Raw genomic sequence first — 14,173 nt, 5'->3', positions numbered from 1 at the left:
TGGAGCCCAAGCCCGGCACCATCAAGCTCGTCGACGCCGAGGGCAACGTCCACGAGGTGCCCGACTCGGCCTACGACCCGAAGACCGGCGTCATCGCCGTGAACGCCGGCGACCTGTACGGCGGGGAGAGCGCGAAGCTCGTGTTCGACGTGGAGGTGACCTCAACCTCCGACACGCGCGACCCGTCCGACCCGGACAACCCGGATAACCCGGGCGCGCGCCCGAGCGACCCGCCCATCACCGGCGGCACGCTCGGCACCACGCCCACCGACGAGTGGGAGCGCGACCACCCGATGGTCCCCGAGGACCCCGGCGACCCGGACAGCCCGCTCGTGCCCGGCACCCCCGACGAGCCCTACGTCAAGCCCGAGCCCGGCACGCCGTTCACCCCCACCAAGCCCTGGGAGGAGATCGAGGACGAGCTCGTCAGCACGCCTCCGGCCTCAGACCCCGAGATGCCCCCCGTGCTGCCCGCCAGCCCCTCGACCGAGGGGAAGGACGGCGCCGAGGCGGACATCAAGGTGGCGAAGACCGCCGAGAACCTCACCCGCGACGACGGCACCACGGCCGTGGGCGACACCGTGCGCTACACGGTGACGCTCTCCAACTCCGGCCCGCACACCATGTGGTACGGCGCCGTCGTCCGCGACGTTCTGCCCCTCGGCGTGGACCCGCTCTCGGGCACGATAAGGCTCGTGGCGCCCGACGGCTCCGAGTGCGAGGTGCCCGACTCCGCCTACGACCCCGCCACCCGCGTGCTGGCCGTCACCGCCGGCGACCTGGCCGGCGGCCGCACCGCCGTGCTCACCTTCGAGTGCGAGGTGACCGCCGAGGCCGTCGGCGCCGACACGGGCAATGTGGCGAGCGCCCACGGCACCCGGCCCTCCGACGCGGACCCGTCCGAGGTGGCCCCCGGCGCGACCAGGCCCGCCCCCGGCGAGCCCTTCGAGCCCTCCGAGGGCTGGGACGCGTTCCTCAAGGGCCATCCCGGCGTGGACAACTCGGGCGAGCCCGCCTACGCCCCCGGCACCGACGCCGCAGGCGGCGTGGTGCCGTCCGACCCCTCCGGCAGCGGGGATGGCTCGGACGGCAGCTCCGGTAGCGGAGACGGAACGAGCGACGGCTCCAAGGACGGCTCCGGCAAGACCCGCATTCGCCTCGCCCAGACCGGCGACGGCATGGCCCTGCTGATCCTCGGCCTGCCGCTCGCGGCTCTCGCGGCCGTCGGCGTCATGGCCGCCGCCAGCCGCCGTCGGAATCGCTGGTAACGGAAGGAAGCGTGAAGGCATGAGAATGAAGAGCAGACTCCTCCGTAGTGCCCTGGCCCTCGTGTTGGCTTGCGGCCTCGTGGTCCCGACGACCCCGCTGGCGGCCCTCGCCGACGGCGGGGATTCCGCCGTGGGCGCATTGTCCGACATGGCCGCGGCGGCGGGCGCGATCGTCTCGGCCGCCGACGGCTCCGGGCCCTCCGCGGCCCCCGCGTCGGCTACCGAGTGGGACACGCCCGCAAACTGCCATTTCCAGATCCTCGGCGGTACCGCGGGAACCGACTACTCCTTCGAGAGCAACATCCTCCACATCAAGTCCTCGACGCCCCTCACGGTGAAGATGGCCGACGGGGTGACCAGCACCGCCCAGACCATCGATATCGATGCCGGCGTGAAGGCCGACCTCACCCTAGCCGGCGTGAACATCGCCACCACCGTCCGGTCGCCCATCAACATGATCACGAACTCCATGGACACGGCATCGGGCGCCAAGGCGACGCACGCCGACCAGATTCGCAACAAGACGATGCTGCACCTCACTATTGCGGACGGCACCACCAACAACCTGCTGTTCACAAGGACCGATGAGGTGCTCAGCACGGGCTGGCCGGGCATCCGCTGCGGCTGGGGCTCCATTCTCGTCATCGACGACTCCATCACCAACATCAAGGCCGGCGGCTCCAAGTTCAATCTGGATGACATCGTCATCCCCGAGAACGGCATGATCGGCTCGGACGTGACGCTTTTGGGCGGCACGTCCCTCAAGGCCGGCGACGCCATCGGCAAGATGGAGTCGCCGAAGGCGGGTGTCCTCGTGGCCCAAGGCGGCCTCCACTCCGCAGGCATCGGCTCCGGCCCCTCCGAGAACGCCGGCACGCTCGTCATCAACGGCGGCGACATCACCGCGAGGATGTCGAACCCCACCTACGACTTCAACGGCTCCGGCATCGGCGGCGGCGGAAACGGCTCGGGCACCGTCATCACCATCAACGGCGGCAAGGTTGCCGCCTACGGCGCCGGCTGCGGCACGGCTATCGGCGCCGGCTTCGGCTACCATAGCTCGTCGCACAACGGCTCGACGTTCAAAGACGATGCCATCGGCGTTCCGACATCCATCAACTCCTACGAGCTTTCCCAAGGCTATAGCTTCTGGGGCAAGGCCGGCGTTCCCTATACCTACAGCGCGGACGGCGTCAACGATCTTGCGGGAAGCACCGTCCAGACCGGCAGCAGCACAACGTCCTTCACCGTGGCGGGCGACATCACCATCAACGGCGGCTACGTGTACGCGAAGTCCGGCATTCACGGCAATGCCATCGGCCAGAGCTGCGGCCACGGCCCCAATACCAATCGCGGGCACATCATCCGCATCACGGGCGGCACCGTGAAGGCGGAGTCGCAGAGCCCGGGGAGCACTAACCCCTACATGTTCGGCATCGGCGCGCGTTTGGGCTACACCATCGTGACCGGCGGCTCCGTGCAGGTTCAGACGGGAACGTCTTCCGCCTACAACGGCAAGGTGCTCTTCCAGGGCCTCGGCGGCACGGCCTACAACACGCTCGGGGTGACCACGTGGGATGACGTGGTGAGCAAGGCCGGGGGCGATCCCGTATCCAATACCGGCTACACCGGCTACACGCTGCCCGACGAGGACAAGGTCCAGATGGTGCAGATCGACCTCAGCGAGGACGTGAAGGTAGACGGAGCCGTGCCCGACAAGGTGGTCGTCTCGTCCTGGAAGTTGGAGATCGACAACTTCCCGTACGATTACGGCGCTCCCACCTATCTGGATAACGGCAAGGCCTATGTGTGGGTTCCCGCCTCGGCTACCGGCAAGAAGGTGACCGTCAACATGTCTTATCTGGACGCCGACGGCAAGGAGCATGTCCTCGAGCCGCTTTACGTGGAGGAGGTGGGCAGCGCGGCGGGCTCCACCCTCAAGCGCTACATCGACATCGACGTGGAGAAGCTCCCCGCCGAGCAGCAGGCCTACTTCAAAACGCTGACGAAGGAGTACGACGGCCTGATCCTGGCCCCCTTCGACATCTCGAAGAACCCCATCAACACCGAGGGCTTCGAGGCCGAGGGGAAGACCCTGGACGATCCCGACGCGGTGGACACCACCTATCAGGCCTATGACAGCAAGGGCGGCAAACCGCTCGGCGAGGCCGTCACCGGGTCGTCCAACGTCACGATGCCCGCCGATACCGGCATCTACAGCGTGCAGTTCATCTCGAAGCAGTACGCTACGGGCAGCTTCGGCAACAGCTACTGGGGCCACCGCATCTCCGGATGGGCCGAGATCACGCCCGTCCCGGCCGTGCTCGACTTCCACGGCGTGGAGTGGGGCTACCTGGACGTCGACGCGGCCGAGGGCTCGGCCGGCGCCTGGCAGCCCATCACCAAGGACCAGGACGCCGGCGGCATCGCCGGCAACCGCCTCAAGCTCACCTTCGACGTGCGCAGCGCCAACACGACCGCCCTCACCTGCGCGGCGCCCACCGGCTACTTCCAGGTGAAGATCGACGGCAAGGACGTGGGCGACCCTATCCCGCTCACCGAGGCCGCCATGGAGGAGTCGCCGCACTCGAGCCTCGCGTACAGGGACGTGCAGGTGGACGCCGCCTCGGGCGGCACCGAGACGCGCCACGCCACGTCGGTGACCTACTACCTCGATCCGGCCAACCGCGACGGGCTGCTCGAGCTGCTGGAGCAGGCCGGCGACGGCGAGCAGCACACGGTGAACATCGAGTACATCGCCGACAAGAACTACATCCAGGGCGTGGACAAGAACCCGGACAACGCCAAGAACGAGGACACTTTCATCGTCCCGGTGCCCCCCGAGGGCGACGTGCAGCCCGACCCCGAGGACGAGGACAAGGTGACCATCGAGACCTCGCCCGACCCGGAGCCGGGCCCGGGCGGCACGGACCCCGACGACCCCACGGGGAAGATGACCGTGGTGCGCAAGACCATCACCGCCAGCTACGGCGACTTCCACAGTGCAGACGCCGCCGACTTCTTCAGGCTGGCCGTCACCTCCACCTCCTCGGCGGCGGGCGCCTGGTCGGTGTCCAACGCCGCGGTGGCCGACCTGGTGCGCGGCGAGGACGGCGCCCCGGCCCTCGGCGAGGACGGGAAGGTGCAGATCAAGGTGAACAGCTGCGGCACCTCCGTCATCGTCCTGGAGCAGAAGGCCAACGCGCTCTACACCGGCATCAAGTACATCCTCACCGTGAACATCCTGCCTGACCCGGGCCTCAAGCCGAAGGTGCAGATCCGCCTCACCTGGCGCAACCTGACGGCCCTCGGCGAGGCCGCCGGCGAGCCCGCGGCCCTCATGGCGCGCGGCCTGGCGGCGCTCGCGGCGGGGGAGGGGGAGGCCTTCGCGGCATCGGCCCGCACCGCCTCCGACCGCTCCGCGACCCCGCCGCGCCCCGGCGACGTGATCGAGTACACGGTGACGGGCCTGAACCTCACGCCCGGCTCAGCCTGGCAGGCGGCCGAGCTCGCGGACGCCATCGACTCGAAGCTCGCCTTCGACGCCGAGTCGGTGGAGATCGCGGCCAACTACCCGACCCACTCCGACAAATACGACCTGGGAACGGCCGCCTTCTACGAGGGCTTCGACTGGGACGGCCTCGCGTGGAGCGACGTCGCCAAGGGCGACTACACCTTCAGCGCGCCCACCCTCACCAAGGGCGTCGGCACCGTGTACGGCGGGCAGTCCACCTCGGTGCGCTTCCGGGCCGCCGTGGCCGAGGACCAGGACCTCGGCAAGCGCCCGGAGGACGGCAAGCTCCCCGAGATAGGGAACGAGCCGGCGGGCTCGGGCGGCTACGGGAAGGACGAGGAGGATCTGAAGCCCGGCGAGGAGGCGGTTCCCCCGACCGATCTCGTGCCCGGCGTGGACATCGTCGTGGTGGGCGACGGGGACCCCGACCCGGCCACCGGCGAGTTCCCCGATCCCGAGCCCACACCGGTGCTGCCGAAGGATCCGGCGGCGGGCTCCATCTCGACCACCGTGAAGGTCGAGCAGAAGGAGCACCGTGAGGAGCACGGCGACGACCGCATCCTCGTGGGGGACGTGCTCGAGGTGACGGTGACCTCCGAGAACACCGAGCCCGACTCCAAGCTCGCCGACGCCGTGGTGAAGGCCACCCTGCCCGAGGGCATGGAGCCCAAGCCCGGCACCATCAAGCTGAAGGACGCCCAGGGCAACGTCCACGACGTGCCCGACAGCGCCTACGACCCGAAGACCGGCGTCATCGCCGTGAACGCGGGCGACCTGTACGGCGGCGAGAAGGTGGAGCTCGTCTTCGACGTGGAGGTCACCTCCACCTCCGACACGCGCGACCCGTCCGACCCGGACAACCCGGATAACCCGGGCACGCGCCCGAGCGACCCGCCCATCACCGGCGGGACCCTCGGCACCACGCCCACCGACGAGTGGGAGCGGGAGCACCCGACCGACCCCGGCGCTACCCCCGACGAGCCCTACGAGAAGCCCGAGCCCGGCACGCCCTTCGAGCCGACGAAGCCCTGGGAGGAGATCGAGGACGAGCTTGTCAGCACCCCGCCGGCCTCCGACCCCGACATGCCGCCCGTGCTGCCGGCGAGCCCCAAGCTCGAGGACGACGAGGCCGGGCCGGCCGACGTGAAGGTCGCCAAGACCGCCGAGAACCTCACGCGGGACGACGGCACCACGGCCGTGGGCGACACCGTGCGCTACACGGTGACGCTCTCCAACTCCGGCCCGCACACCATGTGGTACGGCGCCGTCGTCCGCGACGTTCTGCCCCTCGGCGTGGACCCGCTCTCGGGCACGATAAGGCTCGTGGCGCCCGACGGCTCCGAGTGCGAGGTGCCCGACTCCGCCTACGACCCCGCCACCCGCGTGCTGGCCGTCACCGCCGGCGACCTGGCCGGCGGCCGCACCGCCGTGCTCACCTTCGAGTGCGAGGTGACCGCCGACGCGGTGGGAGCTGACATAGGCAACGTGGCGAGCGCCCACGGCACCACACCCGCGGGCGTCGATCTCGGCACGGTGGGCGAGGGCGCCGAGCGCCCGGCCCCTGGCGAGCCCTTCGACCCCTCCGAGGGCTGGGACGCGTTCCTCGAGGAACATCCCGGCGTGGACAACTCGGGCGAGCCGGCCTACGCCCCCGGCACCGACGCCTCGGGCGGCGTGCTCGCCGAGGCCCCGGGATCCGGCGACGGCTCGGGCAACGGCGACGGCCCGGGCGGCGGAGACGGCTCCAAGGACGGCTCCGGCAAGACCCGCATCCGCCTCGCCCAGACCGGCGACATGCTGCTGGCCGCCGCCGTCCCCCTGGCGCTCGCGGCCCTCGCCGCCGGCGCGGTCGTCGCCGCTCTCGTCGCGCGCCGTCGCCGCTGGGACGAGGATGGGAGCGGCCGCTGGTAGCCCCGCGGCCGCCGCGATCCCTTTCCGTCGGAAGGGGGCCAGCCGCCGCATGACAGGCATCCGATAGCGGGGGAGTCGCTTAACGCGGCTCCCCCGTTTCGCTACAATGGGCCCATTCGCCGACACGAAGGAGGAACCGCTTATGATACGAGTCGCCGTCGCAGGCTGTGCCGGACGCATGGGAAGCGCCGTGGTCGACGCCGTCACCGCCGCCGAGGACATGGAGGTCGCCTGCGGCATCGACCCGCACGCCGCCGGCGGGGAGGGCGCGTTCCCCGTCTTCGCCACGGTCGAGGAGGCCCTCGACGCCGTCCCGGCCGATGTGCTCGTAGACTTCACGCAGCCGAGCGTCGTGGCCGCCAACCTGGCCGTGGCGCTGCCCCGCGGCGTCGATTGCGTGGTGGGCACCACGGGCCTCTCCAATGAGACGCTCGAAGAGCTGGCGGGAAGCGCGGCCGACGGCGCCTGCCTGTTCTACGCGCCGAACTTCACCACGGGCGCCGTGCTCATGATGGAGTTCGCGAAGGCCGCCGCGCCCTACTTCCCCGAGGCCGAGGTCATCGAGTTCCACCACTGCAACAAGAAGGACGCCCCCTCGGGCACGGCCGTGCGCACGGCCCAGCTCATCGCCGAGGCCCGCAGCCCCCGGGTCAGCGAAGCGCCCGGCCGCGAGACCGAGATGCCCGGTGCCGCGGGCGCCCGCGGTGCGCTCGTCGAGGGCGTGCCGGTGCACGCGGTCCGCTCCATGGGCTACGTGGCCAGCCAGGAGGTCATTTTCGGCTCCCTCGGCCAGACGCTCACCATCCGCCACGACTCGTGGGACCGCACCTCCTACATGCCCGGCGTGCTTCTGGGCATCCGCAGCGTGGGGGAGCGCGAGGGGCTCATCGTGGGGCTCGAGACCTTCATGGATTAGGAGAAGCGGCGCGGGCGCCTGCCCGAAACCGCCTCGCGAGGGAAGAGCCGCCGCTGCGCGGCTCTTCTTTCTACGATGGGAAAACTCATGCTTTTCTCCGCTCTGGCTTGGGTATATAATCAGAATTTACCTACAGTTTGGTAACGGGAGCGCAACAGGGCGGCCACAGCCGAGCCGGTTGCGCCGGCTATAGAGAGAGCCAGGAGAATGCCATGAGGAAGACCAACCGGAGCGCCGTCCTCCGCGCCGCCATGGCGGCCGTGCTCGCCTGCGGGCTCATGATGCCCGTCTCGGCGCCCGCGGCCTACGCGGACGAGGAAAACGCGCCTACCCCCCCCCTCGCTTCTGAGATAGATCCCGGCGGCGACTTCGACGGCGCCGTGTCGGACGCGGGAGCGGGCGAGGCCGATGTCGAGCCCTCGGTCGAGACCGAGCCCGAGGACGCCCCCGACGGCGCTGCTCGCGCGGCGAGTCTCGGGGCCCAGCATCTCGAACGCGTGGCCCGCGCCGCCGCCTCCACGGAGGCGAACGAGCCCTCCGCCCAGGCCGACGGGGGAACCACTGCCGGCGGCTTCACCGTCTCGGGCGGCAAGGCCGCCACCAGCCTCACGGCCGGCGACGGCGACTTCTTCTTCGACGGCGCGACCCTCCACATCCTCACCTCGACGCCCCTCACGGTGAGCACGCCGGCGCAGACGGCCCATACCATCCAGATCGATGCCGGCGTAAAGGCCGACCTCACCCTTGCGGGGGTCACCATCGCCACCTCCACGGCGTCGCCCATCAACATGATCACCAACTCCGACGAAGATGGCGACGGGGTGAAGGTTAAGAACGCCAACCAAATCAAAGACAAGACCTCGCTGTACCTCACCTTGGCAGACGGCTCTACCAATACTCTGAGCGTTTCCCCGGTAACTGCCCAGTGGCCTGCCATTCGCTGCGGCTGGGGTTCCGTCCTCGTTATCGACGACTCGATCACGAACGTGAAGGCCGGCGGCTCTAAGTTCAACCTCGACGACATCGTCACGCCAGTGAACGGCATGGTAGGGACTGACGCGACGCTGCTCGGCGGCCAGACGGTAAAGGCCGGCGACGCCCTGTCAACGCTCGAGCCGGCGCAGCCCGGAAAGCTCGTCGCGGCCGGCGGCTACTACTCCTCCGGCATCGGATCGGGTCCGAAGGAGAATGCCGGCACGCTCGTCATCAACGGCGGCGATATCAGCACCTCCGTCTACCTCGCAGTGGCAAGCGAGTCGAACGGCTCGGGCCTCGGCGCGGGATCGGGCGGCTCCGGCACGGTCATCACTATCAACGGGGGAAAGGTCGATGCGCGGGGAGGCTACTGCGGCACTGGTATCGGTGCGGCACTCGGGTACCTGACGACGAGCGCCAATATGGCCTGCACGGCGAAAGCGGATGCCATCGAGATTCCGGACAACGAGGCGGACTCGGGATCCTTCAGTTGGTACGGGCCCGCGCCGGCAACGTCTGAGTACTACACGGCCAACCAGCAGTATGTCGGCTCCGATCACTATCACAGCGTGGCGGGCGACATCACGCTCAACGGCGGTTTCGTGAAGGCCACCAACGGTGGTCACGGCAACGCCTTCGGCCAGAGCTGCGCCCACGGGCCCGCGTCGAACAAAGACCATGTTATCCTCGTGACCGGCGGCACGCTGCTCACCACGGTGACCTACGGCAGCGCACCGCCGCAGCTCTTCAGCATCGGCGCGCGCCTCGGCTACACCATCATCACCGGCGGATCGGTCCAGTGTGAGGCGAGCATGTTCCAAGGTATCGGCGACACTGCCTTCAACACCCAGGGAATCTCCTCGTGGGCCGATGTGGAGCGCGTTACGGGCGGCGACCCGAACGATCCGGACGTAAGCAAGCGCACGTTCCTCCCCGATAGCGACAAGGTGCAGATGCTCACCATCGACCTGTCGAGCGAGTTCAACGTGGGGGAGAACAAGACAGTCCCCGTCACCAAGTGGAAGCTCGAGATCGACAACCAGGCGCAGAATTACGGTTCCCCCTCCTATCTCGACGACGGCAAGCTCTACCTGTGGCTGCCCGAGAGCGCCACGGGCAAGAACGTCACCGTGACCATGTCCTACCGCGACGCCGCCGGCGTCGAGCACGACATCGAGCCCATGTACGTGGAGGAGGTTGGCGGCGACCAGGGCTCCGTCCTGAAGCGCTACATCGACATCGACGTGGAGAAGCTCACCGACGAGCAGAAGGAGTACTTCTCCGATCTCAACAAGCCCTACGACGGCCTTCCCTTCGAGATGCTCACCGTGTCGAAGGAAAAGCCCATCGACACCACGCCCTTCGAGACCAACGGCAAGCTTCTCGACGATCCCGAAAAGATCGAGGTGAGCTACCAGGCCTACGACTCCGTGGGCGGAAGCCCGCTGCCGGGCAGCGAGGTGGTCCGCGAGGGCAAAATGCCGGCCGACACCGGCACCTTCCGCTTCCAGCTCGTCTCGAAGCAGTTCGCCGAGACCCCCGGCTTCCAGGAGAACTACTGGGGCCACCGCATCACCGGCTGGTCGTCGGTGACCCCGGTGCCCGCCGTGGTGAAGATCGCCGAGAAGGACGGTACCGCCTGGGTGCGCCTGAAGAAGGTCTCCGACGACGCCTACGACTACGAACTGGTGAAGGAGACCGACGCCGAGCCCGGCAACCGCCTGCGCGTGGCCTTCACGGTGCGCTCGGCCAAGGGCACGGCCGTCACCTGCAAGGCCCCCACGGGCAGCTTCCAGGTGCTCATCGACGGCAAGCCCGTGGGCGAGCCGGTGGCCCTCACGAAGGAGGCGGTGGAGGCGTCGGCCGGCTCCACCTTCGCCATTCAGGAGGGCGCGACGGAGGCGTCGGCGAACACCCCCTCGGCCGTGGCCGGCGAGGCGGGCCGGTGGGAGACGCAGGTGGTCTACTACCTCGATCCGACACGCCTCGACGGCGCGCTCGACGTGCTGGAGACCTCGGGCCAGGGCAACGAGCACAAGGTGACGGTACAGTACATCCCCGACAAGAACTACGTGGAGGGCACCGAGGCCAATCCCGACAACGAGGCGAGCAAGCCCACCACCATCGTGCCGGTGAAGCCCGAGGGTACGGTCACCCCCGACGATCCCGACAAGGTGGAGGTCACAGACACGCCCAACCCCACGCCCGACCCGGACAACCCCACGGGCAAGATGCAGGTGGTGCGCAAGACCATCAACGTCAGCTACGGCGACTTCCACAAGGCGGACGCCGAGGTTGACGACTTCTTCAAGATGGCCATCACGTCCTCCTCCTCGGCGCCCGGCGGCTTCACCACCTCCAACACGGCGGTGGCCGACCTGGTGCGCGGCGAGGACGGCAGCCCCGCCCTCGACGAGGACGGGAAGCTACAGATCCAGGTGAACAGCTGCGGCACCTCGGTCATCACGTTGGAGCAGAAGGCGAACGCCCTGTTCACCGGCATCAAGTACATCCTCACGGTGAACGTGCGGCCCGACCCCTCCATCAAGCCCCAGGTGCAGATACGCCTCACCTGGCGCAACCTGACGGCCCTCGGCGAGGCGGCTCCCGAGCCGGCCGCGGCCCTCATGGCGCGCGGCGCGGCGGCGCTGGCCGCAGGGGAGGGCGAGGCCTTCGCGAGTGCGGCCCGATCCTCGGCCGGGCGCTCCCACACGCCCCCGCGCCCCGGCGACGTGATCGAGTACACGGTCACCGGCCTGAACCTCACGCCCGGCTCCGCCTGGCAGGGCGCCGAGCTCGCGGACGCCATCGACTCGAAGCTCGCCTTCGACGCCGATTCGGTGGAGATCGCGGCCAACTACGCCACGCGCACCGACAAGAGCACCTCCCTCGGCTCCGATGCCTTCTACGAGGGCTTCGACTGGGACGGGCTCGCGTGGTCCGACGTGAAGCAGGGCGACTTCAGCTACGTCGCCCCCACGCTCACCAAGGGCGTCGGCACGGTGTACGGCGGCCAGTCCACCTCGGTGCGCTTTTGCGCCACGGTGTCCGAGGACGAAGGGCTCGGCGATCGCCCGGAGGACGGCAAGCTCCCCGAGATAACGAACGAGCCCGCGGGCTCGGGCGGCTACGGCAAGGACGAGGCGGATTTGGCCCCCGGCGAGGAGGCCGTGCCGCCGACCAAGCTCGTGCCCGACGTGGACATCGTCGTGGTGGGCGAGGGCGACAAGGATCCCGAGACGGGCAAGTTCCCGCCGGACGAGCCCACCCCCGTCCTGCCCAAGGACCCCGCGGCGGCCGACATCGTGACCACGGTCACGGTGGAGCAGAAGGAGAAGGGCGACGACCACGGCGACGATCGGTTCCTCGTGGGCGACACGCTCACCGTGACGGTGACCGCCACCAACCAGGGCCCCGACTCCAAGCTCGCCGACGCCGTCATCAAGGCCACCCTGCCCGAGGGCATGGAGCCCAAGCCCGGCACCATCAAGCTCGTCGACGCCGAGGGCAACGTCCACGACGTGCCCGACAGCGCCTACGACCCGAAGACCGGCGTCATCGCCGTGAACGGCGGCGACCTCTATTTCGGGGAGAGCGCGAAGCTCATCTTCGATGTGGAGGTGACCTCCACGCCGGAGACCCGCGAGCCGCAGGATCCTGATAATCCGAGCAGCCGTCCGACGGATCCCGTCGTGGAGGGCGGCACGCTCGGCACCACGCCCACCGACGAGTGGGAGCGGGAGCACCCGACCGACCCGGACGGGGAGGGCGAGCCCTACGAGAAGCCGAAGCCCGGCACACCCTTCACTCCCACCAAGCCCTGGGAGGAGATCGAGGACGAGCTTATCAGCACGCCGCCGGCCTCCGACCCCGACATGCCGCCCGTGCTGCCGGCGAGCCCCAAGCTCGAGGACGACGAGGCCGGGCCGGCCGACGTGAAGGTCGCCAAGACCGCCGAGAACCTCACGCGGGACGACGGCACCACGGCCGTGGGCGACACCGTGCGCTACACGGTGACGCTCTCCAACTCCGGCCCGCACACCATGTGGTACGGCGCCGTCGTCCGCGACGTGCTGCCCCTCGGCGTGGACCCGCTCTCCGGCACGATCAGGCTCACTGCCCCCGACGGCTCCGAGCGCGAGGTACCCGACTCCGCCTACGATCCCGCCACCCGCGTGCTCGCCGTGACCGCGGGCGACCTGGCCGGCGGGAGGACGGCGGTGCTCACCTTCGAGTGCGAGGTGACCGCCGAGGCCGTCGGCGCCGACATCGGCAACGTGGCCTCGGCCCACGGCACCACCCCGGCCGGCGTGGACCTGGGCACGGTGGGCGAGGGCGCCGAGCGCCCCGCCCCCGGCGAGCCCTTCGACCCCTCCGAGGGCTGGGACGCGTTCCTGAAGGAGCACCCCGGCATGGACAACGCCGGCGAGCCGGCCTACGCCCCCGGCACGGACTCGTCGGGCGGCGTGCTCGCCGAGGCCCCCGGCCCCGACGGCAGCGGCTCCGACGACGGCTCCGGATCCGGGGACGGCTCCGGCAAGACCCGCATCCGCCTCGCCCAGACCGGCGACGACATGCTGGCCGCCGCCATCCCCCTGGCGCTCGCGGCCCTCGCCGCCGGCGCGGTCGTCGTCGCCCTCGTCGCGCGGCGTCAGCGCTGGGACAAGAAATCCATACGCTAGTCTCGCGACCGCGCTAACTGCAAATGCTCTCGATAGAGGAGCCGCCTGAGGCGGCTCCTTTTCTTTACAAGCCACCAGTGTATCTCTTCTGTTGATCAACAATTACCTATCGAATTACATCAGATGTTATTTGCAATATCGTTTATTGGTAACATATTGACGATAAATTATTATGAGTATTGAATAGGTATACAATAAATACCAAAGGGAGTTATAATGCGGTTTGAATACGATGCTCGGAAAAGTGAATCGAACCTCGAAAAGCACGGCATCGATTTCGATGAGGCGCAGGAACTTTGGCGCGATCGCAATATGATTGCCACGTCCGTACGTAAGGGCGGCGAGGAGCGATTCGTCGGCCTTGCACGTTACGCGGGGTGCTGCTGGGTGGTGGTGTATGCCGCACGAGGCGAGTCCGTCCGCATCGTCTCTGTTAGAAGGGCGACAGCAAAGGAGGCTTCGGTGTATGACAAAGCCAATCGCTGAAATGGATATGGCTGAATTCGAGCGCTATGTCGATGAGGGGGGAGACGTGAGCACGCTGTTCCAGGCTCCTGCCGCAGAAATCCTGCACCCTGTTCGCAATGATGAGCAGCGTGTCGTCAATGCCACGCTGCCGGCGTGGCTCGTGGAGCTCATGGACGACGAGGCGAGCCGTCGAGGAATCAGCAGGAAAGCGGTTATAAACAACTGGCTCGTCGACAGGGCCGATCAGGAGATCGAGCGGCGCAAAACGGCATGATGCCAGGATTCCAGAGCCGGGCCATTGTCCGCGGCGATGGAGTCTGAGCCCCAACGGACTGTCTTATGCGGCCTTTCTTTCTACAACGGGGAAACTCATGCTTTTCTCCGCCCTGGCTTGGGTATATAATCGGCAGTTATCTACAGCTTGGTAACGGGAGCGCAA

General features: G+C 68.5%; 6 protein-coding genes. All 6 read left to right on the top strand.

Annotated features, from left to right (window positions below):
- Positions 1-1,268: DUF11 domain-containing protein (locus Q5064_RS09180; RefSeq protein ID WP_302964079.1), on the top strand; the 1,268-nt coding region annotated here is incomplete at its 5' end.
- 25 nt (positions 1,269-1,293) lie between these two features.
- The gene (locus Q5064_RS09175; RefSeq protein WP_302964078.1) at positions 1,294-6,693 is read left to right on the top strand and encodes a hypothetical protein; all 5,400 of its coding nucleotides are present in this window, start codon (positions 1,294-1,296) and stop codon (positions 6,691-6,693) included.
- Positions 6,694-6,835: 142 nt separating this feature from the next.
- Positions 6,836-7,609 (top strand): 4-hydroxy-tetrahydrodipicolinate reductase, encoded by a 774-nt coding sequence (gene dapB / locus Q5064_RS09170; RefSeq protein ID WP_302964077.1) that lies wholly within the window; start codon positions 6,836-6,838, stop codon positions 7,607-7,609.
- Positions 7,610-7,821: 212 nt separating this feature from the next.
- Positions 7,822-13,266 carry a hypothetical protein gene (locus tag Q5064_RS09165; protein ID WP_302964075.1) on the top strand — a complete coding sequence of 1,815 codons (5,445 nt, stop codon included), beginning with the start codon at positions 7,822-7,824 and terminating at the stop codon, positions 13,264-13,266.
- A 216-nt stretch (positions 13,267-13,482) separates the two neighbouring features.
- Positions 13,483-13,752, top strand: a complete 270-nt coding sequence (locus Q5064_RS09160; RefSeq protein ID WP_302964074.1) for a BrnT family toxin — start codon at positions 13,483-13,485, stop codon at positions 13,750-13,752.
- The gene (locus tag Q5064_RS09155) at positions 13,733-14,008 is read left to right on the top strand and encodes a hypothetical protein (protein WP_302964073.1); all 276 of its coding nucleotides are present in this window, start codon (positions 13,733-13,735) and stop codon (positions 14,006-14,008) included. The genes Q5064_RS09160 and Q5064_RS09155 overlap by 20 nt, the downstream gene beginning before the upstream one ends.
- Positions 14,009-14,173 lie beyond the last annotated feature (165 nt).

This window comes from uncultured Adlercreutzia sp., assembly GCF_958431955.1.
Classification (GTDB): Bacteria; Actinomycetota; Coriobacteriia; order Coriobacteriales; family Eggerthellaceae; genus Adlercreutzia.
This window is presented reverse-complemented; position numbering and strand designations above follow the sequence as displayed.